At 62.7% G+C, this 22,967-nt stretch carries 27 protein-coding genes and 1 tRNA gene; 5 read left to right on the top strand and 23 right to left on the bottom strand.

Going from position 1 to position 22,967, the window contains the following annotated elements; all coding sequences use genetic code 11:
- The first annotated feature begins 324 nt into the window (after positions 1-324).
- Entirely contained in the window at positions 325-744 is a 420-nt protein-coding gene (locus Q8N40_RS23270; RefSeq protein ID WP_305713462.1) for a globin, read from the top strand.
- 5 nt (positions 745-749) lie between these two features.
- On the opposite strand, the gene Q8N40_RS23265 is transcribed toward Q8N40_RS23270, so the two are convergent.
- On the bottom strand, positions 750-1,097 hold the full coding sequence (locus tag Q8N40_RS23265) for a hypothetical protein (RefSeq protein WP_305320367.1): 348 nt from the start codon (positions 1,095-1,097) through the stop codon (positions 750-752).
- 134 nt (positions 1,098-1,231) lie between these two features.
- Between Q8N40_RS23265 and Q8N40_RS23260 the strand changes: the two genes are divergently transcribed.
- Complete coding sequence (locus tag Q8N40_RS23260; protein ID WP_305713461.1) at positions 1,232-1,624, top strand: VOC family protein; 393 nt, start codon at positions 1,232-1,234, stop codon at positions 1,622-1,624.
- A 58-nt stretch (positions 1,625-1,682) separates the two neighbouring features.
- Here Q8N40_RS23260 and Q8N40_RS23255 read toward each other — a convergent pair whose 3' ends face one another.
- The 21 genes from Q8N40_RS23255 to Q8N40_RS23155 form a co-directional block, all read right to left on the bottom strand.
- A complete protein-coding gene (locus Q8N40_RS23255) occupies positions 1,683-1,958 on the bottom strand; it encodes a DUF1467 family protein (RefSeq protein WP_305320365.1) in 276 nt (91 codons plus the stop codon).
- A gap of 1 nt (position 1,959) precedes the next feature.
- On the bottom strand, positions 1,960-2,364 hold the full coding sequence (mce, locus tag Q8N40_RS23250; RefSeq protein WP_305320364.1) for a methylmalonyl-CoA epimerase: 405 nt from the start codon (positions 2,362-2,364) through the stop codon (positions 1,960-1,962).
- Between the two features lie 73 nt (positions 2,365-2,437).
- Positions 2,438-4,108, bottom strand: a complete 1,671-nt coding sequence (locus tag Q8N40_RS23245) for a ribonuclease J (protein ID WP_305713460.1) — start codon at positions 4,106-4,108, stop codon at positions 2,438-2,440.
- Positions 4,108-4,920, bottom strand: coding sequence for a biotin--[acetyl-CoA-carboxylase] ligase (locus tag Q8N40_RS23240; RefSeq protein ID WP_305320362.1), 813 nt, complete (start codon positions 4,918-4,920; stop codon positions 4,108-4,110). The genes Q8N40_RS23245 and Q8N40_RS23240 overlap by 1 nt, the downstream gene beginning before the upstream one ends.
- The gene (nuoN, locus tag Q8N40_RS23235) at positions 4,921-6,354 is read right to left on the bottom strand and encodes an NADH-quinone oxidoreductase subunit NuoN (RefSeq protein ID WP_305320361.1); all 1,434 of its coding nucleotides are present in this window, start codon (positions 6,352-6,354) and stop codon (positions 4,921-4,923) included.
- Between the two features lie 24 nt (positions 6,355-6,378).
- The gene (locus Q8N40_RS23230; protein ID WP_305713459.1) at positions 6,379-7,887 is read right to left on the bottom strand and encodes an NADH-quinone oxidoreductase subunit M; all 1,509 of its coding nucleotides are present in this window, start codon (positions 7,885-7,887) and stop codon (positions 6,379-6,381) included.
- On the bottom strand, positions 7,887-9,971 hold the full coding sequence (nuoL, locus tag Q8N40_RS23225) for an NADH-quinone oxidoreductase subunit L (protein WP_305713458.1): 2,085 nt from the start codon (positions 9,969-9,971) through the stop codon (positions 7,887-7,889). The genes Q8N40_RS23230 and nuoL overlap by 1 nt, the downstream gene beginning before the upstream one ends.
- A gap of 8 nt (positions 9,972-9,979) precedes the next feature.
- Positions 9,980-10,288 (bottom strand): NADH-quinone oxidoreductase subunit NuoK, encoded by a 309-nt coding sequence (gene nuoK, locus Q8N40_RS23220; protein WP_029584477.1) that lies wholly within the window; start codon positions 10,286-10,288, stop codon positions 9,980-9,982.
- Positions 10,285-10,923, bottom strand: a complete 639-nt coding sequence (locus Q8N40_RS23215; protein ID WP_305320358.1) for an NADH-quinone oxidoreductase subunit J — start codon at positions 10,921-10,923, stop codon at positions 10,285-10,287. The genes nuoK and Q8N40_RS23215 overlap by 4 nt, the downstream gene beginning before the upstream one ends.
- 9 nt (positions 10,924-10,932) lie before the next feature.
- Entirely contained in the window at positions 10,933-11,427 is a 495-nt protein-coding gene (gene nuoI, locus Q8N40_RS23210) for an NADH-quinone oxidoreductase subunit NuoI (protein WP_305713457.1), read from the bottom strand.
- Positions 11,428-11,434: 7 nt separating this feature from the next.
- On the bottom strand, positions 11,435-12,505 hold the full coding sequence (nuoH, locus tag Q8N40_RS23205) for an NADH-quinone oxidoreductase subunit NuoH (RefSeq protein ID WP_305320357.1): 1,071 nt from the start codon (positions 12,503-12,505) through the stop codon (positions 11,435-11,437).
- A gap of 4 nt (positions 12,506-12,509) precedes the next feature.
- On the bottom strand, positions 12,510-14,582 hold the full coding sequence (gene nuoG, locus Q8N40_RS23200; RefSeq protein WP_305713456.1) for an NADH-quinone oxidoreductase subunit NuoG: 2,073 nt from the start codon (positions 14,580-14,582) through the stop codon (positions 12,510-12,512).
- 71 nt (positions 14,583-14,653) lie between these two features.
- Positions 14,654-14,863 (bottom strand): hypothetical protein, encoded by a 210-nt coding sequence (locus Q8N40_RS23195; protein WP_305713455.1) that lies wholly within the window; start codon positions 14,861-14,863, stop codon positions 14,654-14,656.
- Between the two features lie 9 nt (positions 14,864-14,872).
- Positions 14,873-16,198 (bottom strand): NADH-quinone oxidoreductase subunit NuoF, encoded by a 1,326-nt coding sequence (gene nuoF, locus Q8N40_RS23190; RefSeq protein WP_305713454.1) that lies wholly within the window; start codon positions 16,196-16,198, stop codon positions 14,873-14,875.
- Positions 16,199-16,211: 13 nt separating this feature from the next.
- The gene (locus tag Q8N40_RS23185) at positions 16,212-16,382 is read right to left on the bottom strand and encodes a hypothetical protein (protein WP_305304350.1); all 171 of its coding nucleotides are present in this window, start codon (positions 16,380-16,382) and stop codon (positions 16,212-16,214) included.
- Between the two features lie 37 nt (positions 16,383-16,419).
- The gene (nuoE, locus tag Q8N40_RS23180; RefSeq protein WP_305304352.1) at positions 16,420-17,031 is read right to left on the bottom strand and encodes an NADH-quinone oxidoreductase subunit NuoE; all 612 of its coding nucleotides are present in this window, start codon (positions 17,029-17,031) and stop codon (positions 16,420-16,422) included.
- Positions 17,032-17,045: 14 nt separating this feature from the next.
- Positions 17,046-18,002, bottom strand: a complete 957-nt coding sequence (locus tag Q8N40_RS23175; RefSeq protein WP_305713453.1) for an FkbM family methyltransferase — start codon at positions 18,000-18,002, stop codon at positions 17,046-17,048.
- The gene (locus tag Q8N40_RS23170) at positions 18,002-19,192 is read right to left on the bottom strand and encodes an NADH-quinone oxidoreductase subunit D (protein WP_305713452.1); all 1,191 of its coding nucleotides are present in this window, start codon (positions 19,190-19,192) and stop codon (positions 18,002-18,004) included. Before Q8N40_RS23170 ends, Q8N40_RS23175 begins: the two co-directional genes overlap by 1 nt.
- 2 nt (positions 19,193-19,194) lie before the next feature.
- Complete coding sequence (locus Q8N40_RS23165) at positions 19,195-19,809, bottom strand: NADH-quinone oxidoreductase subunit C (protein ID WP_305713451.1); 615 nt, start codon at positions 19,807-19,809, stop codon at positions 19,195-19,197.
- 10 nt (positions 19,810-19,819) lie between these two features.
- A complete protein-coding gene (locus Q8N40_RS23160; protein WP_371135796.1) occupies positions 19,820-20,416 on the bottom strand; it encodes an NADH-quinone oxidoreductase subunit B family protein in 597 nt (198 codons plus the stop codon).
- Entirely contained in the window at positions 20,407-20,772 is a 366-nt protein-coding gene (locus Q8N40_RS23155; RefSeq protein ID WP_305320060.1) for an NADH-quinone oxidoreductase subunit A, read from the bottom strand. The genes Q8N40_RS23160 and Q8N40_RS23155 overlap by 10 nt, the downstream gene beginning before the upstream one ends.
- Positions 20,773-21,125: 353 nt before the next feature.
- On the opposite strand from Q8N40_RS23155, the gene Q8N40_RS23150 reads away from it, so the two are divergent.
- Complete coding sequence (locus tag Q8N40_RS23150; protein ID WP_305320059.1) at positions 21,126-21,320, top strand: hypothetical protein; 195 nt, start codon at positions 21,126-21,128, stop codon at positions 21,318-21,320.
- A gap of 115 nt (positions 21,321-21,435) precedes the next feature.
- On the opposite strand, the gene Q8N40_RS23145 is transcribed toward Q8N40_RS23150, so the two are convergent.
- A tRNA-Asp gene (locus Q8N40_RS23145) sits at positions 21,436-21,512 on the bottom strand.
- 226 nt (positions 21,513-21,738) lie between these two features.
- Here Q8N40_RS23145 and Q8N40_RS23140 point away from each other — a divergent pair.
- Positions 21,739-22,038: an HU family DNA-binding protein gene (locus tag Q8N40_RS23140; protein ID WP_305319995.1), complete on the top strand. Its 300-nt coding sequence runs from the start codon at positions 21,739-21,741 to the stop codon at positions 22,036-22,038.
- Between the two features lie 124 nt (positions 22,039-22,162).
- Positions 22,163-22,967: peptidase T (gene pepT, locus Q8N40_RS23135; RefSeq protein WP_305713463.1), on the top strand; the 805-nt coding region annotated here is incomplete at its 3' end.

Raw genomic sequence — 22,967 nt, 5'->3', positions numbered from 1 at the left:
CCGCGGGTGGCGAAATCCCAATCATTTCGCTGATGGCTCCAATTTTGAACAATCGTTGCTGAAATTGATGACAAAGCGAAAAAGATGGTCTACCAGTGCAGGCTCAGGCTGGCCGTAAGGTTAAAGTCTGGTGGTCCAAGTCTCGGGAGGAGCCCTGGCGCGCACAAGCAGCGTCGCCCCGCCAATCAAGATCAAATCCAATTTTGCGGGAAAATAGGGTCGACACAATTTTCAGAGCAGGGCATCCGCCCTGCTCTTTTTTTTCGAATCCTTTTCGCGATTCCTGAGATGATCGACTCACGCAACCCAATCTCGACACAGCGCATGACGGCACCGACGAATCTGATCCAGCACAGCTTTGAACTCGCCGCCGAGCGCTGCGAGGACCTGACGCCATTGGTCTATCGCCGCCTGTTCCGCGAACACCCGGAAACACAGGCGATGTTCCGCAGCGAGGCAAGCGAACTCGTCAGGGGTTCGATGCTGGCGCTGACCATCGATGCGATGCTGGATTTCGCCGGCGACCGCACAGGACATTTTCGCATGATCGAATGCGAGCTGCAGTCGCACGAAGCCTATGGCACGCCGCGCGAACTGTTCGGGAACTTCTTCGGTGTGATCGCCGAGACGATGCGCGAGGTGCTCGGAGACGACTGGTCACCCGAGATCGATACGGCGTGGCGAAAACTGCTCGATGACATCGATCGCCTGATCGCCGCAAGCCAGGCGCGAATCGAGGCCTGACTTGCTCACTCGCGCTCGAGGAAGCTCGAACCGATGTCGGCCTTCTTCTTGACCGGGTCGTAATCGCAATAGACCCCGTCGGCCACCAGCGTGTAATTCGCAATGACGGTGTATTTGTCGGGCCTGACCGAATTCAGTCCGACCACAGCGGTCTTGGTACCGGTATTCCATTTGAACGGCGTCGTGCTCGGCGCCTTCTCGCAGGCCGCCACCGCATCGGCAAAGACAAGGCCTTCGACAAAGGCCTTGACGGTCCGCAGTTGCCCCAGGGTTTTCCAGTTCATGTAGAAGGCGCCGGCCAGCGCGCCGATCAGCAGCACCAAGATCCCGGCAACGATCCTTTGAAACGTCATGTTCTGGTTCCCCCAGCCCGTTATGTATCCCGGACAAAGCCGCGTTACCCTACGGGCGCTGCGGGCTTGCGTCTCTGCAGAAACCATCAGCTTAATAAGAGCGATCGAATGATTCAATGCACGAGGAGTGCGCAGTGAGCCTGGGCGGAATAACCAACCTCGATTACACTGTCCTGTTGTGCAACAGGATGGAAGAAACGCGCGCGTTTTATCGCGACGTCATGAAATTTCCTGTCGAGACCGACCTTGAGCACTGGGTCAGTTTTCGCGTCGGCGCTGCGCTGTTGACACTGCGGCCGCGCACGGCGTGGACCGTCTGCGACGACGGCAAATCGATCCCCGGATCGGCAGCGGTGCAGCTGGCCTTTCGCGTTCCGCCCCCGGCGGTCGATGCCTGCCATGCGGAATTGATCGCCAGGGACGTGCCGATCTTGCGGGGTCCAACCGATCTGCCAGACTGGCGCCACCGCACGCTGTTCTTCCGCGACCCCGAGGACAACATCATCGAAATCTACGCTGAATACTGAGGGGTGCTCAGCCACGCTGCCATCGCCCGGCGCTTGACCGGGCACAGAAAAAGCACCTCTAAAACGGCAGCCCCATCAGCTTCGACAGCCGCTCGATGTTGAGGTAACCGGCGCGGTAGGCCAGCATGCCGATGCCGTAGACGACCGCGGCGATCACGGTGGTCCAGATCAGCTTGCGGCCCATCTGGGTCGCGACCGGCGCGCCGGGGTCGGTGCCGGGCGGGCCGCCGCCGTCTTCATGCTGGCTGCGGACGCCGAACGGCAGCGTCACGAACAGCACGAGCCACCACAACACGAAGTAGATCGCCAGCGCGGTCGAGATTGAATAGACCATCTCAGTTCTGCTCGATTTCGACGAGCGCCCCGGAAAAATCCTTCGGATGCAGAAACAGTACCGGCTTGCCGTGCGCGCCGATCTTCGGTACGCCGTCGCCGAGCACGCGAGCCCCCTCCCCGATCAGCCTGTCGCGCGCCGCGATGATGTCAGGCACATCGTAGCAGATATGATGGATGCCGCCGTCGGCATTGCGCTCGATGAATTTTGTGATCGGCGAGGCCTCGCCGAGCGGCTGGATGAATTCGATCTTGGTGTTGGGCAGGGTCACGAACACGGTGATGACGCCGTGCTCGGGCAGCGGCACTGCCGCGGAAATCTCCGCCCCGAACGCCGCGCCATAGATTTTTGCGGCCTTTTCGGCATCCTTGACCGCGATCGCCACATGGTTGAGCCGGCCCAGCATGCCAATCCTCCGTCTTTTGTTACTTGCGCGAGTTCTAATCGCAAAACCGGTATCCACTTTTGCGGAACACGCGCTACACCGTCAGAACGTGAACATAGCACAAGGGCTTCTTGCCCCAATGCTGATTGATCGCGGCGCGCACCGCACGGCGCACCGACTCCGCCATCGCGTCGGGATCGCGCCGCTTGGCCCGTGGCAGCCCCTCGACGGTCGTTACCACCACGTCGAACACGATCTCGTCGATCTCTTCGCCGGCGGTATTCTTCTCGGGGATGCCGACCAGCTCGACTTCGGGATCGTCGGCCAGCTCGCCCTTATCGGTCACGGCGAAGGCGACGAAGGCGCAGCCGGCAAAGGCCAGCTTCTTGCGCTCCACCACCGCGCGCGACTTGTAATCCTCCAGGATCGAGCCGTCCTTGTAAAGCCGCCCTGACGGAAGCTCCTCGATCACGCCGGAATCGCCCGGCCCCAGCTTGACCAGGTCGCCGTTGCGGCAGATCAGCACCTTGGGCACGCCGGCGGCCCGCGCCAACTTGGCGTGCTCGAACAGATGCAGCGCCTCGCCGTGGACCGGGATCAGCAGTTGCGGACGCACCCATGAAATCATGTCGCGCAGCTCGTCGCGGCGCGGATGGCCGGAGACGTGGACGAGATGGGTGCGGTCGGTAATCACCTCGATGCCCTGCGTGATCAGTCCATTGATGATGCCGCCGACCGCCTTCTCGTTGCCCGGAATGGTGCGCGAGGAGAAGATCACGCAGTCGCCCTTGTTCAGGGTGACCTGCGGATGGTCGTCATTGGCGATGCGCGACAGCGCCGCGCGCGGCTCGCCCTGGCTTCCGGTACACAGCGCCAGCACCTTCTCCGGCGGGAAATGGCCGTAGAGATCGACGCCGCGAAAATTCTGCACGCCGTCGAGATATCCTGTCTCGCGCGCCACCTGCACCACGCGCTCCATGGCGCGGCCGACGACGACGACCTCGCGTCCGGATGCCTTGGCGGCGTCGGCGACGGCACGCAGCCGCGCAACGTTGGAGGCGAAGGTGGTCACGGCCACCCGGCCCTTGGCATTTTTCACCAGTTCGGTGATGTTTTTGGCGACTTCCATTTCCGACGGCGAACGGCCTTCCCGCACCGCATTGGTAGAATCGCCGATCAGTGCCAGCACGCCGGCATCGCCGAGTTCGCGCAATCGCCGCTCGTCAGTCGGCACGCCGATGATCGGCGTCGGGTCGATTTTCCAGTCGCCGGTGTGCAGCACGGTGCCGGCGGAAGTGTGGATCGCCAGCGCGTGGGATTCCGGAATCGAATGTGCCACCGGAATGAACTCGACGCTGAACGGGCCGATATCGATGCGGCCGCCCGAAGGCACCACGGTGACGGGAATTTTCGGCGGATTGCGCTCGGATGCGCATTTGGCCGCGAACAAAGCGGCGCTGAACTGGGTCGCATAGATTGGGCATTTCAGCTTCGGCCACAGGTCCATGATGGCGCCGAAATGGTCCTCATGGGCGTGGGTCAGCACCAGGCCGACCAGGTTCTTCCGTTCCTTTTCCAGAAAGCGGATGTCGGGCATGATCAGGTCGATGCCCGGCAGATGCTCCTCGTCGCCGAAGGACACGCCGAGATCGACCGCCAGCCACGAGCGCTGATGGCGGTTGCCAAGGCCATAGATCGACAGGTTCATGCCGATTTCGCCGACGCCGCCGAGCGGTGCAAAGGTCAGTTCGTCCGGACGCGCCATCAGAGCGCTCCCGCCGATGCCGCCGAGCCGAAATAGACGTCGCCGGCCGATATCGGTATCCGATGGCCGTCCGCTTTGCGAACGATCAGGCAGCCCTGCTCGTCGATGGTGTCGAATATTCCCTCGACTGACGCAGTTCCGGTCTGGACCGCGACCGGCTGCCCAAGCCCGGCCGCGCGCTCCAGCCACCGCCGCCGGATCTCGCCAAAACCCCGGCCATTGTCCCAGATGCCGCGGGACTCGGCCCAGGCATCCGACAACTCGGCGAACAGGTCTTCCGCGCCGACATGGACACCCAGCTTCGCCAGCGAGGTGGCGGGCGTCGGCGTGCCCTCCGGAGCGGCCACGACATTGGTGCCGATACCGACCACCACGGCCAGCCGGCCGCCGGGCACGGCCTCGGCTTCCAGCAGGATGCCGGCCAGCTTCTGCCGCCCCGCCAGCACGTCATTGGGCCATTTCAGCGAATACTTCATATCATCCGATCCCGCTGACCTCAGCGACGCTTCGATGCTTACTTTTTGCAGTGCTGTCTCGAGCGCAAGACCCGCGGCAAAGCCCAGGGTCGCGGCTACGGCGGGCGACACGTCGATGACTTCGAGGATGCTGCTGGCGAGGTTACCGCGCGGCGCGACCCAGGGGCGATGCCGCCGCCCGCGTCCCGCCGTCTGTTCCGACGTCACGAACCACATCGGACCATACTCGCCATCGCGCGCCCGCGCCATGGCTTCCGCATTGGTCGAGCCGATTTGGTCGAAGGCGGCGAGCCGGTAGCCCGCCGATTTGGCCCGTGGACCGAGCGTGAATGCCATTTAGAAGAGCGACTTCGCCGCCGACGTCGCCACGCTGACCAGCGGCCCCGGATAGACGAAGAAGAAGATGTTGAAAAGGCCCGCGACCGCCAGCACCGTGCGCAGCTCCATTCGCATCGGGTCGAGCTTGGCCAGCGGCTCGTCGAAATACATCACCTTGATGATGGTGAGATAGTAGTAGGCGCCAACCACGCTGGCGACCACGCCGATCACGGCCAGCGTGAACAGGCCGGCCTTGATCGCCGCCACGAACACATAGAATTTGCCGAAGAACCCCGCCAGCGGCGGAATGCCGGCCAGCGAGAACAGCAGCATCGCAAAGAAGAACGCCAGCAGCGGATTGGTTCGCGACAGGCCGGCGAAATCGCTGATGCTCTCGACGTGCTGGCCGTTGCGCTTCATGGTCAGAATCACCGCGAAGGTGCCGAGCGTCATCGCGACGTAGATCGAGATATAAACGAGAACGCCCTGCGCGCCCTCGACGGTGCCGGCGGCAAGACCGACCAGCGCAAAGCCCATATGGCCGATCGACGAATAGGCCATCAGGCGTTTGATGTTGGTTTGGCCGATGGCCGCAAACGATCCCAGCACCATCGAGGCGATCGCCACGAACACCACGATCTGCTGCCACTCCGAGACGATGCCCGGAAAGGCGGTCAGCGCCACGCGGGTGAACACCGCCAATGCCGCAACCTTCGGCGCCGAGGCGAAGAACGCGGTGACCGGGGTCGGAGCGCCCTCATAGACGTCGGGTGTCCACATGTGGAACGGCACCGCGGAGACCTTGAAGCAAAGGCCGGCCAGCAGGAACACCAGCCCGAACACGATGCCGATGCTGCCGGTCTTGGCGGCCGTCGCGATCCCGGCAAAACTGACGGTGCCGGTGAAACCGTAGATCAGCGAGGCGCCGTACAGCAGCATGCCCGACGACAGCGCACCCAGCACGAAATACTTCAGGCCGGCTTCGGTGGATTTGGCGTTGTCGCGATTGCTGGCGGCGACCACGTAGAGCGCCAGCGACATCAGCTCGAGGCCGAGATAGAGCATGATCAGGTCGCCGGCCGAGATCAGCACCATCATGCCGAGCGTCGAGAGCAGCACCAGAATCGCATATTCGAAGATCCGCCGCGACGGATCGGCCAGGAACTCAGCCGACAGGATCAGCGTCACAGCCGATCCGATCAGCGCCAGGATCTTCAGGAAACGGGCGAAATCGTCGACGATGAAGCTGCCGCCGAAGGTGGTCAGCTTGCCGGCCGGCAGCATCAGTTCCAGTACTCCGACGACGACCAGAAGACCAATCGAAAGGCCGGTGACGAGCCTGGTCGTCTCCTTGCCATAGGCCCCCAGCATCAGCAGCGCCATGGCGCCGACCGCCAGCACCAGTTCCGGCAGCACGGGCAGCAGTTGATATCCTGCACTCTCAAAGCTCATAGCGCGTTGTCCTAATCTGCTGCGTTACTGCAGCAGCGCGGCTGCCTTCACGGCAGTGATCGCGGTGTTGTAGTTGTTGACGAGTTGCTGCACGGAGGCTGCCGACATATCGAGCACCGGCTTCGGATAGACGCCGAAAAGGATGGTGAGAAACACCAGCGGCAGCAGCGTCAGGCTCTCGCGCAGGGTGAGATCCTTGATGCTGGCCAGCGACGGTTTCGTCAGTTTTCCGAACACGACCTTGCGATAGAGCCACAGCGCATAGGCCGCCGACAGGATGACGCCGAGCGTCGCTGCCGTCGCGGTCGGGATCGAGACCTTGAAGGTGCCGATAAGAGTCAGGAACTCGCCGACGAAGCCGGAGGTGCCCGGCAAGCCGACATTGGCCATGGTGAACACCATGAAAACGACGGCGTAGAGCGGCATCCGGTTGACCAGGCCGCCATAGGCCGCGATCTCGCGGGTATGCAGGCGGTCATAGACGATGCCGACGCAGAGGAACAGCGCACCCGAGACGATGCCGTGCGACACCATCTGGAACACGCCGCCAGCGACGCCCTGGGTGGTGCCGGCGAAAATACCCATGGTGACGAAGCCCATATGGGCGACCGACGAATAGGCGATCAGCTTCTTGATGTCTTCCTGCATCAACGCCACCAGCGAGGTGTAGATGATGGCGATGACCGACATCCCGAAGATCAGCGGCGCGAAATCATGCGAGGCCAGCGGGAACATCGGCAGCGAGAAGCGCAGGAAGCCGTAGCCGCCCATCTTCAGCAGGATCGCCGCCAGCACCACCGAGCCCGCGGTCGGCGCCTCGACATGCGCATCCGGCAGCCAGGTGTGCACCGGCCACATCGGCATCTTCACCGCGAAGGAGGCAAAGAACGCCAGCCACGCCCAGGTCTGCAAATTGCGCGGCACGGCGGTGTTCATCAGGGTCGGAATGTCGGTGGTGCCGGCATTCCAGTACAGCGCCATGATCGCCAGCAGCATCAGCACCGAGCCGAGCAGCGTGTAGAGAAAGAACTTGAAGGAGGCGTAGACCCGGCGCGGGCCGCCCCACACCCCGATGATCAGGAACATCGGGATCAGGCCGCCCTCGAAGAACAGATAGAACAGCACGAGATCCAGCGCGGAGAAGGTGCCGATCATCAGCGTTTCCAGGAGCAGGAACGCCATCATGTATTCGCGCACCCGCAGCGTTATCGATTTCCAGCTCGCGACGATGCAGAACGGCATCAAGGCGGTGGTCAGGATCACGAACGGCAGCGAAATGCCGTCGACCCCCATGTGATAGCTGATGCCGCTGGCGAGCCACTGCGCCTTTTCGACAAACTGGAAATCCGGCTGCGCGGCGTCGAAGCGCCACACCAGGATCAGCGACACCGCGAAGGTGATCAGCGTGGTCCACAGCGCGATCCAGCGCGCGTTGCGCCGCGCAGCTTCGTCGTCGCCACGGCTGAGATAGATCAGCAGTGCACCGACTACCGGCAGGAAGGTGACGACCGAGAGAATGGGCCACGTAGTCATCAATGGGCCCCCGCGCCGAACATGAACCAGGTGATCAGACCTGCGACCCCGATCAGCATCGCGAAGGCATAGTGATAGAGATAGCCGGTCTGGATTTTCACCACATTGCGGGTGACATCGAGCACCCGCGCCGACACGCCGTCGGGACCGAATCCGTCAATGACGTAGCCGTCGCCCTTCTTCCACAGGAAGCGGCCGAGCCACTTGGTCGGCCGGACGAAGATCAGATCGTAGAGCTCGTCGAAGTACCATTTGTTGAGCAGGAACTGGTAGAGCATCTGGTGCTGGTTGGCGAGTTCGACCGGCAAATAGGGCCGCCGGATATAGAACAGCCAGGACACCAAGAAGCCCAACGCCATCATGACCGTCGGCAGGAAGGCAATCGCCTTCGGGATGTGGTGCATCTCCTCGATGATACCAGGATTCATCTTCAGGGACTCGCGGAAGAATTCCGCCACGCCGTGACCGGCGAACAGCTCCTTGAACGGGAAGCCGGCGAGGATCGATCCGGCGGCGAGAATGCCGATCGGCACCAGCATCCACAGCGGAGCCTCGTGCGCGGCCTCATAGTGCTTCTGATCGTGCGGCTCGCCATGAAAGGTCTTGAAGATCAGCCGCCAAGAATAGAACGATGTCAGGCCCGCCGCGATCACGGTCATCAAGAAGCCGTAGAACGCGAACGGATTGTGCGACACGAAGGCGGCTTCGATGATGGCGTCCTTGGAGAAATAGCCGGCGGTGAGCGGAAAGCCGGTCAACGCCAGCGTGCCGATCACCATCACGATATAGGTGAAGGGAATCTTGTCCTTCAGCCCGCCCATGTTGCGGATGTCCTGCTCGTGATGCATCGCATAGATCACCGAGCCGGAACCCAAGAACAACAGTGCCTTGAAGAAGGCATGCGTGAACAAATGGAACATGCCGACCGAATAGGCTCCCGCCCCCATCGCCACGAACATGTAGCCGAGCTGCGAACAGGTCGAATACGCCACGATACGCTTGATGTCGTTCTGCACGAGGCCCACGGTCGCAGCGAAGAACGCGGTGGTAGCGCCGAAGAACATCACCGCGGCCTGCGCATTCGGCGCCAGCTCGAACAGCGGCGACAGTCGCGCCACCATGAAGACACCCGCGGTGACCATGGTGGCGGCGTGGATCAGCGCCGAGACCGGCGTCGGGCCTTCCATGGCATCGGGCAGCCAGGTGTGCAGCAGGAACTGGGCGGACTTGCCCATCGCGCCCATGAACAGCAACAGGCAGATCAGCGTCAGCGCATCGGCCTGCCAGCCGAAGAAGTTGATGGTCTTGCCGGTCACCCCCTGCGCGCCGGCGAAGATGGTCTCGAAGTCGGTCGAGCCGATCATCATGAAGATCGCGAAGATGCCGAGCGCAAAGCCGAAATCGCCGACCCGGTTGACCACGAAGGCCTTGATGGCGGCGGCGTTCGCCGACGGCTTCTGGTACCAGAAACCGATCAGCAGGTAGCTTGCGAGACCGACGCCCTCCCAGCCGAAGAACAGTTGCACCAGATTGTCCGAGGTCACCAGCATCAGCATCGCGAAGGTGAACAGCGAGAGATAGGCAAAGAACCGCGGCCGATGCGGATCCTCATCCATGTAGCCGATGGAATAGAGGTGCACGAGTGACGACACGGTGTTGACCACCACCAGCATGACGGCGGTCAGCGTATCCACCCGCAGCGCCCACGCGATCTGCAGGTCGCCGGAATTGATCCAGGTGAACAGCGCGATGCGCGCGTCATTCTTCATGAAGCCGACGTCGACCAGCGCAACCCAGGACAGCGCGGCGGACACCAGCAGCAGCCCGGTGGTGATCAGCTCGGCCGCACGCGAGCCCGCGGCCGGTGGTTCGGCCGCGTGATGGTCGTCATGACCATGGTCATCATGGCCGTGATCGTCATGAGCGTCCGACGCGTGGGTGTGGGCATGGGCGCCATGGCCATGGCCGTCGTCGTGATGCTCGACCGCATCGCCGCTCGGGTTGCGCGCATGCGCTCCAAAGATAGCGATCAGGCCCGCGAGAATCGCGCCGATCAGCGGCAGAAAGACGATTGCCTGGATCATGTGACGCGTTAGCCCTTCATCAGATTGACGTCTTCGACCGCGATCGAGCCGCGATTGCGGAAGTACACCACCAGCACCGCAAGCCCGATCGCCGCTTCCGCCGCAGCCACCGTGAGCACCAGCAGCGCAAACACCTGCCCGACGATGTCGCCGAGGAAGGTCGAGAACGCCACCAGGTTGATATTGACCGCTAGCAGGATCAGTTCGATCGACATCAGGATGACGATGATGTTCTTGCGGTTGAGAAAGATGCCGAGGATCCCGAGCGTGAACAGGATCGCGCCGACCGAGAGGTAATGTCCGAGACCGATGGTCATTTCACCCACTCCGGCGCGTCCGCGTCCTGCAGCCCCTGCCCCGACGTCACCTTGCGCACGCTCATCGCGAGCTCGGGCGTCCGCGCGTTCTGCACATTGATGTCCTGCCGCTTGACGCTGACCTTGTGGCGCAGCGTCAGCACGATGGCGCCGATCATCGCCACCAGCAGCACCATGCCGGCGATCTGGAAGTAATGGATGTAAGTGGTGTAGAGCACGAGACCGAGCGCCTCGGTGTTGCTGACATTGGCCGGAATCGTCGAGGTCGCCGATCTGGCGATGTCGGGGTTGATGACCCAACCGCCGCCGACCAGCAGCAGCTCGGCGAGGAAGATCGCGCCGATCACGAGGCCAAACGGCAGGTATTCCAGAAATCCCTCACGCAGCTCGGTGAAGTCGACGTCGAGCATCATGATCACGAACAGGAACAGCACCGCGACCGCGCCGACATAGACCACGACCAGGATCATGCCGAGGAACTCGGCGCCCATCAGGATGAACAGGCCGGAAGCGTTGACGAAGGCCAGGATCAGGAACAGCACGGAGTGCACGGGATTGCGCGACACAATCACCATCACCGCCGAGGCGACGCAGACGCCGGCGAACAGATAGAAGAACAGGGCTGGAAGGATCATGCCCTCACCTCACCGGTACGGCGAATCGAGTTCGATGGATTTCGCAATCTCGCGCTCCCAGCGGTCGCCATTGGCGAGCAGTTTCGCCTTGTCATAATACAGTTCCTCGCGGGTCTCGGTCGCGAATTCGAAATTCGGTCCCTCGACGATCGCATCGACCGGACAGGCCTCCTGGCACAATCCGCAATAGATGCATTTCACCATGTCGATGTCGTAGCGCACGGTGCGCCTGGTGCCGTCGTTGCGGCGCGGGCCGGCCTCGATGGTGATCGCCTGCGCCGGACAGATCGCCTCGCACAGCTTGCAGGCAATGCAGCGTTCCTCGCCATTGGGATAGAGGCGCAGCGCATGCTCGCCGCGGAAGCGCGGCGAGATCGGCCCCTTCTCGAACGGATAGTTCAGGGTCGGCTTCGGCTTGAAGAAATAGCGCATGGCGAGAAAGAACGCCGAGACGAATTCCGTCAGCAGGAGCGAGCGGGCCGTAGCGTTGATGTTGACACTCATAGCGACCTCATTTCGGCGCGATGCCGGCGAAATGCAGCACCCCGGCCACAATCACCACCATCGCCAGCGACAGCGGCAGGAACACCTTCCAGCCGAGCCGCATCAACTGATCGTAGCGGTAGCGCGGCACGATCGCCTTCGCCATCGCGATCAGGAAGAACATGAAAAATACCTTGAGCGTGAACCAGATCACGCCCGGTACCCAGGTGAACGGCACGACCTCGATCGGCGGCAGCCAGCCGCCGAGGAACATGATCGTCGCCAGCGCGCACATCGTGGTGATCGCGACGTACTCGCCCAGCATGAACAGCAGATACGGCGTCGAGCCGTATTCGACCATGAAGCCCGCGACAAGTTCGGATTCGGCTTCCACCAGGTCGAACGGCGGACGGTTGGTTTCCGCCAGCGCCGAGACGTAGAAGATCACGAACATCGGGAATAGCGGCCAGATGTACCAGTTCAGGAATGTCAGCTGCGGCAGGCCGATCAGGGTCGCAAGGCCGCGGGTATGCTGCGCCTCGACCACGGCCGTGAGGTTCAGCGAGCCCACGCACAGCAGGACCGTGATGATCACAAAGCCGATCGAAACCTCGTAACTGACCATCTGCGCCGCCGAGCGCAGCGCGGCCAGGAACGGGTATTTCGAGTTCGACGACCAGCCGGCCATGATGATGCCGTAGATCGACAGCGACGAGATCGCGAAGATATAGAGCACCCCGACATTGATGTCGGAGATCACCCAGCCGAGATCCATCGGGATCACCGCCCACGCGGCCAGCGCCAGCACGCAGCTGACCAGCGGCGCCAGCAGGAACACACCCTTGTTGGCGCCGGAGGGAATGATCGGCTCCTTCAGCACGAACTTCAGGAGATCGGCGAATGACTGGAACAGGCCCCAGGGGCCGACGACATTGGGTCCGCGCCGGATCTGCACCGCCGCCCAGATCTTGCGGTCGGCCAACAGGATGTAGGCGATCGCGACCAGCAAAATGACGAGCAGCATGACGCTCTGTGCGATCATGACGATCAGCGGCCACAGGAAGCCGGTCCAGAATCCGCTTGCGAAAAATTCAGCCATCAGCTCACTCCGCCGCCGTCAGCATTTGCCCGGAGGCCAGGCGGGAACATTCCGCCATGATCGCTGACGCGCGCGCGATCGGGTTGGTCAGGTAAAAATCCTCGATGGTCTTGAACGGCGCCTTCTCGACCCTGCCGCCCTTGCCCGCCAGCCGCTTGACGTCATCCGCCTTGCCGGGCTCGACCTGGTCGATGCGCATCAGATGCGGCACGGCCTTGAACATCGCCTGGCGCAAGGCGCCGAGCGAGTCATACGGCAATTTCTTTCCAAGCACATCCGACAGAGCGCGGACGATCGCCCAGTCCTCGCGCGCCTCGCCCGGCGGGAATGACGCGCGGTTGGCCATCTGCACCCGGCCCTCGGTGTTGACGTAGATGCCGGACTTCTCGGTATAGGCCGCCCCCGGCAGAATGACGTCGGCGCGATGTGCGCCGCGGTCGCCATGGGTGCCGATATAGACCACGAAGGTACCGTCAGGCACCTTGATGTCGTCGGCGCCGAGCAGGAACAGCACATCGAGCGTGCCGAACGTCGTCATCTGCGCGGCGGTCAGGCCGCCCGCGCCCGAGGCAAAGCCGATGTCGAGCGCGCCGACCCGCGAAGCCGTATCGTGCAGGATGCCGAATCCGTTCCAGTCGCCTGTGACCGCGCCGACATCGAGCGCGATTTTTGCCGTGGCGGCGAGAACCGCCGCTCCGTCGTGGCGCGCGGCCACGCCGGCGCCGACCAGCACGATCGGATGCTTGGCGCCCTTCAACACATTGGCGAAGGCATGCTTGCCGGCGGCGAGTTCGCCCAGCGAATCCGTGCCCGCGCCGAGATAGTCGTAATCATAGGTGAGATCGGCCCTGGCGCCGATCATGCCGATCTTGAGCTGGCCGGAGCGCCAGCGCTTGCGGACGCGCGCGTTGAGAACCGCCGCCTCCTTGCGCGGGTTCGACCCCACGATCAGCAATGCATCGGCCTGTTCGATGCCGGCGATGGTCGGATTGAAAATGTAGGATGCGCGGCCGGCCTTGGGATCGAAGGCGTCGCCGCCCTGCACCGCCAGGTTGGCGGAACCGGATTTGGCCAACAGTTCCTTCAGCGCGAACATCTCCTCGACCGCAGCAAGATCGCCCGCGATGGCGCCGATCCGCTTGCCGTCGAGCCGGCCAACCTTGGCCGCGATGACGCCGAACGCCTCCGACCACGACGCCGCTCGCAGCTTGCCGCCTTCCCTGATGTAGGGACGGTCGAGCCGCTGGGTGCGCAGGCCATCGACGATGTGGCGGGTCTTGTCGGAAATCCATTCCTCGTTCACCGCCTCGTTGACACGCGGCAGGATCCGCATCACCTCGCGGCCGCGGGTATCGATCCGGATCGCCGAGCCGACGCCATCCATCACGTCGATCGACTGGGTCTTGCCGAGCTCCCAGGGTCTTGCGGCGAAAGCATAGGGCTTCGAAGTGAGTGCGCCGACCGGGCAGATATCCACCAGATTGCCCTGCAGCTCCGAGGTCAGCGCCGATTCCAGATAGGTGGTGATCTCCATGTCCTCGCCGCGGCCGGTCGCGCCCATTTCCGGCACGCCGCAGACTTCGGCGGCGAAGCGGACGCAGCGCGTGCACTGGATGCAGCGGTTCATCGAGGTCTTGACCAGTGCGCCGAGATACTTGTCCTCGACCGCGCGCTTGTTTTCAGCAAAGCGGCTGGTGTCGACGCCGTAGCCCATCGCCTGATCCTGCAGGTCGCACTCGCCGCCCTGATCGCAGATCGGGCAGTCCAGCGGATGGTTGATCAGCAGGAACTCCATCACGCCTTCGCGCGCCTTCCTCACCATCGGCGACCGGGTCGAGATTTCGGGCGGCTCACCCTTGGGACCCGGACGGCAATCGCGAACCGCCCAGGCGCAGCTTGCCACCGGCTTCGGGCCGCCCTTCACCTCGACCAGGCACATCCGGCAATTGCCGGCGATCGACAGCCGCTCGTGGTAGCAAAAGCGCGGAATTTCCGCGCCCGCCATTTCACAGGCCTGCAGCAGCGTGAAGTCCGCGGGGACATCGATTTCTTTGCCATCGACGATGAGTATGGTCATTGCCTCAAGTCTTTCACAGCTGCCGGTCGGATATCGTGACGCCGGCGGTCTTCATGGTTGCCCATCATCTCTCAATGCGTTGCGTCCGACAGTTCGAGACGCTTCTCGATCCGTTCGACGCGGTGTTCCAGACGATCCAGTCTGCGGTTGACTCCGGCCCGTCCTTCATCGACGGGCGTGACACGCACCTTCAGGTCATGAAGATCCTCCGCCATTCGCTCGGTGCGCTGATCAATCTTGCGCAGGATCGAAAGAAAGATGTTATCCGGTTCGTCTGCCATCGCTCCCCCCTACTCAGCCGCGACCATGTGGGCGGGATCGCGAATGCCGGCGTCGTCGGCATCCGCCTTGTGCGAATACCGGTCGATGCGTTCCTCGATCTCGTGACGGAAATGCGCGATCAGGCCCTGGATCGGCCACGCCGCGGCGTCGCCGAGCGCGCAGATGGTGTGGCCCTCGACCTGCTTGGTGACTTCCAGCAGCATGTCGATTTCGCGCTTGTGGGCGCGGCCCTCGGCCATGCGCGTCAGCACCCGCCACATCCAGCCGGTGCCCTCGCGGCACGGCGTGCACTGGCCGCAGCTCTCGTGCTTGTAGAAATAGGAAATCCGCGCAATCGCCCGGATCAGGTCGGTCGATTTGTCCATCACGATGACGGCGGCGGTGCCGAGACCGGAGCGAAGCTTGCCGAGACTGTCGAAATCCATCGGGGTATCGATGATCTGGTCGGCCGGCACCATGCGCACCGACGAGCCGCCCGGAATCACCGCCTTGAGATTGTCCCAGCCGCCGCGGATGCCGCCGCAATGGCGCTCGATCAGTTCGCGGAACGGAATCCCCATGGCTTCTTCGACGTTGCAGGGCCGCTCGACATGGCCGGAGATGCAGAACAGTTTCGTTCCGACATTGTTGGGCCGGCCGATGGCGGCAAACCACGCCGCGCCGCGGCGCAGGATATCCGGCGCCACCGCGATCGACTCGACGTTGTTGACCGTGGTCGGGCAACCGTAGAGACCGACATTGGCCGGGAATGGCGGCTTCAGCCGCGGCATGCCCTTCTTGCCTTCGAGGCTTTCCAGCAAGGCGGTCTCTTCGCCGCAGATATAGGCCCCGGCGCCGTGGCTGACGTAAATGTCGAACGGCCAGCCGTTGATGTTGTCCTTGCCGACCAGCTTCGCCTCGTAGGCCTGATCGATCGCGGCTTGCAGATGCTCGCGCTCGCGGATGAATTCGCCGCGGACGTAGATGTAGCAGACATGCGCATTCATCGCGAAGCTGGCGAGCAGGCAGCCCTCGACCAGGAGATGCGGATCGTGCCGCATGATTTCGCGGTCCTTGCAGGTGCCGGGCTCGGACTCGTCGGCATTGACCACGAGATAGCTCGGCCGCCCGTCGGTCGACTCCTTCGGCATGAACGACCATTTCAGCCCGGTCGGGAAACCGGCCCCGCCGCGTCCGCGCAGGCCGGACGCCTTCATCTCGTTGATGATCCAGTCGCGGCCCTTGTCGATGATCGCCTTGGTGCCGTCCCAGGCGCCACGGCGGCGCGCACCCTCGAGGCCCCAGTCGTGGAGACCGTAGAGGTTCTTGAAGATGCGGTCCTTGTCGTCGAGCATGACGTGAAACTTCCTAAGAGGAGCGTTTGGACTGCATGTAGGCGAGACCCGCGGCGCATCCGCCGAAGGTCAGCGCCCAGAGCAGGCTTGAATCGAGCGACGCGTTCAGCGCATAGCGCTGCAATAGAAAAATGAACACGGCCGCCGTGACCGTATGCAGCGCGATGTAAAGCCAGCTATTCATCGCACGGGCACCCCCCGCCCGGCCGCACGAACCCTGTTCATGTCGTTTCCTTCAGCGTGGTCAATCCGCCCACGGGGGCGGAAAACTGACGGTCGATCTGCGGACCCGGCTTCGGCGGATTGCCCGAGGCAAAGCCGTCCAGCACCTTGCCGAAGCTTTCCTTGGTCAGATCCTCGTAGGTGTCCTTCCAGATCAGCACCATCGGCGCGTTCACGCAGGCACCCAGACACTCGACCTCTTCCCAGCTGAAATTGCCGTCCTTGGACAGATGGAAGGGATCGTGATGGATGCGGCTCTGGCACACTTCGATGATGTCGCCGGCGCCGCGCAGCCGGCATGGCGTGGTGCCGCAGACCTGCACATGGGCCTTCTTGCCGACCGGCTGCAGCTGAAACATCGTGTAGAAGGTCGCAATCTCCAGCGCCCGGATATAGGGCATGCCGAGCAAATCCGCGACCGCGCGGATCGCCGCCTCGGAAACCCACCCCTCATGCTGTTCCTGGACCCGCCACAGGATCGGTATGACCGCCGAAGCCTGGCGGCCTTCCGGATATTTGGCGATCTGTTGCTTCGCCCAAGCGAGGTTTTCCGCAGAGAACGTGAAGTTCGCGGGTTGAAATTCCTTAGGTGCAAGGCGGCGGACGGACATTGTCTCTCAGTCTCTCATTGCGCGCGGCGCGCGGCGTTCAGGGCGCTGATCCGGTCCTGCCAGAAAGCGCTTGCCGTGCCGAACACGTTATAGCCGACGTTGGTTGAAACCTTGATGCGGTCGAGGATCGAAAGCTCGGTCACGGTTTGCAGCAGATTGCTGTGCGGATCGTAGACGATCAGCTTCAGCGGCGTTTGTTCGAGGATGTAGCGCGACACGGTGTGATGCGGATCGTTGCCGTGCTCTTCACACAGGATGACGCTGTCAGCCTGCAGCAGCCGGGCACCGCCCTTGATGGCCTCAATCTCGACGCCTTCGACGTCGAGCTTGATCAGGAACTTGCCGCCAGCCGAAACCTTGCCCTCATCGAGGAGATTGTCGAGCGCGAGGACTGGCACTTCCTCGCCAGGATCGCCGGCGTCGCCGGCGATGCTGAACGCCTCGTGCTTGGTGCCGGACAGCCGCGCGGTGCCCCTCCCCGCGCCGATCGCGCACTTCATCGCCTCGAAACGGTTGCCGTTGATCTCGGCGTTGTTCTTCAGCTTGGCGAAATTCTGCGACGACGGCTCGATCGCGATCGCCTTGTGCGACCCGTAGGGTGCGCTGGAGACCAGCACCGACCAGTAGCCGTAATTGGCGCCGCAATCGAGCAGCGTGTAATCGACATCGGCGGAGTGCCGAAACAGCAGTTCGAGCTCATTCTCATACGAAAACGAGCGATCGAGCAGCTTGCTCCAGTAGCCGTCGCCATAGGGAAACGCGAAGGTCGCGTCCGCATTCAGCTTGATGTCGATGTCGCGCTCCAGAAGTGTTTTGCGCAAGAGATTGGCGCACATGTTGTAGCCGCGGTGCGAGAAGTGTGACGAAATCTTGGAACCCGCCGCAAACGCCAGCGCGGCCGTTCGCTCCCACAGGTTTGCCCCATCGAGAGCCCCGGAAGCGCGGTCAAACTGGATGGGCGGCATCGCCATCACCGATCGACCTCTCCGAACACGATGTCGAGCGAGCCGAGAATCGCCGAGACGTCGGCCAGCAGGTGGCCCCGACAAATGAAATCCATCGCCTGCAGATGCGCAAAGCCCGGCGCGCGGATCTTGCACTTGTAGGGCTTGTTGGTGCCGTCGGCGACCAGATAGACGCCGAACTCGCCTTTCGGGGCTTCCACCGCGGCATAGACTTCGCCGGCCGGCACATGGAAACCCTCGGTGTAGAGCTTGAAGTGATGGATCAGCGCTTCCATCGAGCGCTTCATCTCGCCACGCCGGGGCGGCGCAATCTTGTTGTCTTCGACGACGACCGGCCCCTGCCCTTCCGGCGCGCGCAGCTTCGCGATGCACTGCTTCATGATGCGCACGGACTGCCGCATCTCTTCCATGCGGATGCAGTAGCGGTCGTAGCAATCGCCGTTCTTGCCGATCGGAATGTCGAAATCCATCTCGGCGTAGCATTCGTAGGGCTGCGCCTTGCGCAGATCCCAGGCCGCACCGGAGCCGCGCACCATGACGCCGGAAAAACCCCACTCCCAGGCCTGCGCCAGCGTCACCACGCCGATGTCGACATTGCGCTGCTTGAAGATGCGGTTGCCGGTCAGCAGGGTCTCGAGATCGGCGACCACCTGCAGGAACGGATCGCACCAGGCGTCGATATCGTCGACCAGCTTCGGCGGCAGGTCCTGATGCACGCCGCCGATCCGGAAATAGGCCGCATGCATTCGCGAGCCGGAGGCGCGTTCGTAAAACACCATCAGCTTTTCGCGCTCTTCAAAGCCCCACAGCGGCGGGGTCAGCGCGCCGACGTCCATCGCCTGGGTGGTGACATTGAGAAGATGCGACAGGATGCGGCCGATCTCGCAGTACAGCACGCGGATCAGTTGGCCGCGGCGCGGCACCGTTATGCCGAGCAGTTTTTCCGCCGCAAGGCAGAACGCGTGTTCCTGATTCATCGGCGCGACATAGTCGAGCCGGTCGAAATACGGGATCGCCTGCAGATAGGTCTTGTGCTCGATCAGCTTTTCGGTGCCGCGATGCAAAAGGCCGATATGCGGATCGACGCGGGCCACGACCTCACCATCAAGCTCCAACACCAGACGCAGAACACCGTGGGCAGCGGGATGCTGCGGCCCGAAGTTGATGGTAAAATTGCGAAGGTTCTGTTCGTTCATGATCAGACTTTCGGCCCCGCCTTCTCATCGCCCGGCAGCACCGGATAGTCGGCGCCTTCCCACGGCGAGAGGAAATCGAATTTGCGGAATTCCTGGTTGAGGCGGACGGGTTCGTAGACCACCCGCTTCTCCTGGTCGTCGTAGCGCACCTCGACGAAGCCGGTGAGCGGGAAATCCTTGCGCAGCGGATGACCGTCGAAGCCGTAGTCGGTCAACAGCCGGCGCATGTCGGGATGGCCGGTGAAGATCACGCCGTAGAGGTCGTAGCACTCGCGCTCGAACCAGTCGGCGCCGGGGAAGACGTCGATGATCGATGGCACCTGGGTGGCCTCGTCGGCGTGGGCGCGCAGACGGATGCGCTCGTTCAGGGTCGGTGACAGCAGGTGATAGACCACGTCGAAGCGCTTTTCGCGGCCCGGATAATCCACCGCGGTGACGTCGATGAAATTGACGAAACGGCAACCGGGATCGTCGCGCAGGAATTTGACGACTTCGACAATCCTGCTCGCGTCGATCGTGACCGTCAGTTGATTGAACGCGACCGAATGACCGGTCGCAGCACCCGCCAGCGCGCTAACAATCGTCTGCCCCAGGGCGTCGAGCCTGCCGTCGTCCATACCCAAACCCTTAGCGTTCGATGGTTCCGGTGCGCCGGATCTTCTTCTGCAGCAGCATCACGCCGTAAAGCAGCGCTTCCGCCGTCGGCGGGCAGCCGGGCACGTAGATGTCGATCGGCACGATACGGTCGCAGCCGCGCACCACCGAGTATGAGTAGTGATAGTAGCCGCCGCCATTGGCGCAGGATCCCATCGAGATGACGTAGCGCGGCTCCGGCATCTGGTCGTAGACCTTGCGCAGCGCCGGCGCCATCTTGTTGGTCAAAGTGCCCGCGACGATCATCACGTCGGACTGCCGCGGCGATGCGCGCGGCGCGAAGCCAAATCGCTCGGCGTCGTAGCGCGGCATCGACATCTGCATCATCTCGACCGCGCAGCAGGCCAGACCGAACGTCATCCACATCAGAGAGCCGGTGCGCGCCCAGGTGATGAGGTCATCGGTGGCGGTGATGAAGAAGCCCTTGTCCGACAGTTCGTGATTGACCTCGAGAAAATACGGGTCGGTGGCGCCGACCGGCCGGCCGGTCGAGGGATCCAGAATACCGGTCGCAACCGGCGCGATGACCGGTGCAAATCCTGGCGATGCGACGGTGGGGCTCAATCCCATTCGAGCGCGCCTTTCTTCCATTCATAGGCAAAGCCGACGGTCAGGACGGCGAGGAAAACCAGCATCGACCAGAATCCGGTCGCCCCCAGCTTCCCGAACGCCACCGCCCACGGGAACAGGAAGGCCACTTCGAGGTCGAAGATGATGAAGAGGATGGCCACCAGATAGAACCGGACATCGAACTTCATGCGGGCGTCGTCAAAAGCGTTGAATCCGCATTCATAGGCGGACAGCTTTTCCGGATCGGGCTGCTGGAAGGCGAGGAGAAAGGGCGCGATCAGCAGCGCCAAACCGATCAGGCCCGCGACCCCGATAAACACCACGAGAGGAAGGTATTGCTGCAACATGCCGGACATCGGCGGAGCCCTTATTCCGCGGTTTCTGAGGGCCGCAGATTCGTTAATTGGAATTGTTCTGAGGCTTAGCGCAGCGCAACAAGGGGCGCAAGACAAGCTAATTTTATGGCTCCGCCGGTCGCCACATGCGGCGGGATAACCCGGGAGCGACGGCGAGAGGCGGTCGACCCCGAGGTTTTTCAGGCGACGTCTTTCCAGGCTTCAGGCACGTCGGTCAGGCGGTCGCTCTACGGCCGAAATACCCCGGAAATGCCGACGAAACCATTTTGGGGAACCCACGAAACCATCCTGAAACAGGGGGGGCGTACTCATCTGCCCAACGACGCGGCGGCAAAGTCGCCCTGGAGGCTCAGATGAACCACTCAATTCACTCGGCAGATCGTTCGACCCACCTCAAGATCGTGGTTGTCGCCCTCGTGGCCGGCATCGCGGTGGCGGCGATCGGGATCTCGGCCCGCACCAACGCGGATTACAGCCAGACCGCTCAGGTCGTGAAGGCAGGCAAGCCGGTCACGATCACCAGTTCCAACGCCTCGCTGGTCCGCTGAGACAGGCCTGGTTGGATAAGTCTGGAATTCTCAGGGATGACAGGAACAAGGGTCGCCTTCAGGCGGCCTTTTGCGTTTGGCGATATCGGGGAAATGAAGCCGATCCAGCGATCACTGGCGCGAGAGACGGGACTCGAACCCGCGGCCTCCGCCGTGACAGGGCGGCGCTCTAACCAACTGAGCTACTCCCGCGGACGCCGTGATCTCAGACTGATCCGCTTCGAACGGACGGCATAAAGGCGCGCACCTTCCAAGTCAAGGTTGTTGCGAATCCCCTTGTCAGTCGGGCGTTTTTGCGACGTCGATGCAAATAATGGCCTGTTTGCAGGCAAAACAGCGTAGTCAGTCCGCCATCGAATCATTTAAGGCCTGATACGTCTGAGTTTCCTTAAGGCATCACCAACGAGGAGGGCCAACTATGGCGAAGAAGGCAGCGACCCCGACCACCGTCACGCTCAAGCATTTGGCGGCAGCGATCGCCGAAGACCAGGAATTGTCCAAGAAGAAGGCCGAAGAGATCCTGGGCGACCTCGTCAGCCGGATCACCAAGCACCTCAAGAAGGGCGAGCGCATCCGGATCGTCGGCCTCGGCATCCTGCAGGTACGCAAGCGCGCCGCCCGCATGGGCCGCAACCCCGCCACCGGCGAAGCGATCCAGATCAAGGCCAGCAAGAAGGTTGCCTTCCGCGCCGCCAAGGAGCTGAAGGAAGCCGTCTGACCGACGGCTTTTCCGGCACCCGACTTCAATCCGTACTTGGCGTCATTCCGGGCGCGGCCGACACGGCCCCCGGAATGACGCTTCGGCCCCTTACCCGGCCCTCCCGGCCCTGCCAGCGGTTCTGATCGTGGTCTTGCCCCTCGCGTTCACCCACACATTGACCGAGCGCTTCCTGCGCTATGTGGTGATCGACACCCAGTCGGACCCGGCCTCCCCCACCTGCCCCTCGACCGAAAAACAAATGGACCTGGGCCGCCTGCTCGCCCGCGAGCTGCAGGCGATGGGCCTCGCCGACGCCCATCTCGACGCGCACGGCTACGTCTATGCGACGATCCCGGCCACGACCGGCAAGCAGGTTCCGGTGATCTGCTTCTGCTCGCACATGGACACATCGCCTGACTGTACCGGCAAGGACGTCAAACCGCAGATCGTCCGAAACTACCGCGGCGGCGACATCGTGCTGCCGGGCGACCCTGCCCAAGTGATTCGCGCCGCTGACCATCCCGCGCTGAAAGACCAGATCGGCCACGACATCATCACGTCGGACGGCACCACCTTGCTCGGCGCCGACAACAAGGCCGGGCTGGCCGAAATCATGGATGCCGCGCATTTCCTGCTGAACAACCCGCAGATCAAGCACGGCGCGATCAAGATCCTGTTCACGCCCGACGAGGAGATCGGACGCGGCGTCGACAAGGCCGACCTGAAAAAGCTCGGCGCCGATTTTGCCTACACGATGGACGGCGAAACCGCGGGGAATATCGAGGACGAGACCTTTTCCGCCGATGCCGCCACCCTCACCATCGAAGGCGTCAGCACCCATCCCGGCTTTGCCAAGGGCAAGATGGAGCATGCCATCAAGATCGCCGCCGCCAACGTCGAGCGCCTGCCCAAAAATACCTGCTCGCCCGAGACCACCGAGGGCCGGC

The sequence above is a fragment of the Bradyrhizobium sp. genome, assembly GCF_030693485.1.
Taxonomy (GTDB): Bacteria; Pseudomonadota; Alphaproteobacteria; order Rhizobiales; family Xanthobacteraceae; genus Bradyrhizobium.
The sequence above is the reverse complement of the archived record's forward strand: the minus strand, read 5'-3'. Positions and strand labels throughout refer to the sequence as shown.

Bases quoted from the DNA above. Each gene is read 5' to 3' on its own strand.
- Q8N40_RS23270 (WP_305713462.1), top strand. From the start codon at position 325: ATGACGGCACCGACGAATCTGATCCAGCACAGCTTTGAACTCGCCGCC.
- Q8N40_RS23265 (WP_305320367.1), bottom strand. From the start codon at position 1,097: ATGACGTTTCAAAGGATCGTTGCCGGGATCTTGGTGCTGCTGATCGGC.
- Q8N40_RS23255 (WP_305320365.1), bottom strand. From the start codon at position 1,958: ATGGTCTATTCAATCTCGACCGCGCTGGCGATCTACTTCGTGTTGTGG.
- mce (WP_305320364.1), bottom strand. From the start codon at position 2,364: ATGCTGGGCCGGCTCAACCATGTGGCGATCGCGGTCAAGGATGCCGAA.
- Q8N40_RS23245 (WP_305713460.1), bottom strand. From the start codon at position 4,108: ATGGCGCGTCCGGACGAACTGACCTTTGCACCGCTCGGCGGCGTCGGC.
- Q8N40_RS23240 (WP_305320362.1), bottom strand. From the start codon at position 4,920: ATGGCATTCACGCTCGGTCCACGGGCCAAATCGGCGGGCTACCGGCTC.
- nuoN (WP_305320361.1), bottom strand. From the start codon at position 6,354: ATGAGCTTTGAGAGTGCAGGATATCAACTGCTGCCCGTGCTGCCGGAA.
- Q8N40_RS23230 (WP_305713459.1), bottom strand. From the start codon at position 7,887: ATGACTACGTGGCCCATTCTCTCGGTCGTCACCTTCCTGCCGGTAGTC.
- nuoL (WP_305713458.1), bottom strand. From the start codon at position 9,971: ATGATCCAGGCAATCGTCTTTCTGCCGCTGATCGGCGCGATTCTCGCG.
- nuoK (WP_029584477.1), bottom strand. From the start codon at position 10,288: ATGACCATCGGTCTCGGACATTACCTCTCGGTCGGCGCGATCCTGTTC.
- Q8N40_RS23215 (WP_305320358.1), bottom strand. From the start codon at position 10,923: ATGATCCTTCCAGCCCTGTTCTTCTATCTGTTCGCCGGCGTCTGCGTC.
- nuoI (WP_305713457.1), bottom strand. From the start codon at position 11,427: ATGAGTGTCAACATCAACGCTACGGCCCGCTCGCTCCTGCTGACGGAA.
- nuoH (WP_305320357.1), bottom strand. From the start codon at position 12,505: ATGGCTGAATTTTTCGCAAGCGGATTCTGGACCGGCTTCCTGTGGCCG.
- nuoG (WP_305713456.1), bottom strand. From the start codon at position 14,582: ATGACCATACTCATCGTCGATGGCAAAGAAATCGATGTCCCCGCGGAC.
- Q8N40_RS23195 (WP_305713455.1), bottom strand. From the start codon at position 14,863: ATGGCAGACGAACCGGATAACATCTTTCTTTCGATCCTGCGCAAGATT.
- nuoF (WP_305713454.1), bottom strand. From the start codon at position 16,198: ATGCTCGACGACAAGGACCGCATCTTCAAGAACCTCTACGGTCTCCAC.
- Q8N40_RS23185 (WP_305304350.1), bottom strand. From the start codon at position 16,382: ATGAATAGCTGGCTTTACATCGCGCTGCATACGGTCACGGCGGCCGTG.
- nuoE (WP_305304352.1), bottom strand. From the start codon at position 17,031: ATGTCCGTCCGCCGCCTTGCACCTAAGGAATTTCAACCCGCGAACTTC.
- Q8N40_RS23175 (WP_305713453.1), bottom strand. From the start codon at position 18,002: ATGGCGATGCCGCCCATCCAGTTTGACCGCGCTTCCGGGGCTCTCGAT.
- Q8N40_RS23170 (WP_305713452.1), bottom strand. From the start codon at position 19,192: ATGAACGAACAGAACCTTCGCAATTTTACCATCAACTTCGGGCCGCAG.
- Q8N40_RS23165 (WP_305713451.1), bottom strand. From the start codon at position 19,809: ATGGACGACGGCAGGCTCGACGCCCTGGGGCAGACGATTGTTAGCGCG.
- Q8N40_RS23160 (WP_371135796.1), bottom strand. From the start codon at position 20,416: ATGGGATTGAGCCCCACCGTCGCATCGCCAGGATTTGCACCGGTCATC.
- Q8N40_RS23155 (WP_305320060.1), bottom strand. From the start codon at position 20,772: ATGTCCGGCATGTTGCAGCAATACCTTCCTCTCGTGGTGTTTATCGGG.
- Q8N40_RS23150 (WP_305320059.1), top strand. From the start codon at position 21,126: ATGAACCACTCAATTCACTCGGCAGATCGTTCGACCCACCTCAAGATC.
- Q8N40_RS23140 (WP_305319995.1), top strand. From the start codon at position 21,739: ATGGCGAAGAAGGCAGCGACCCCGACCACCGTCACGCTCAAGCATTTG.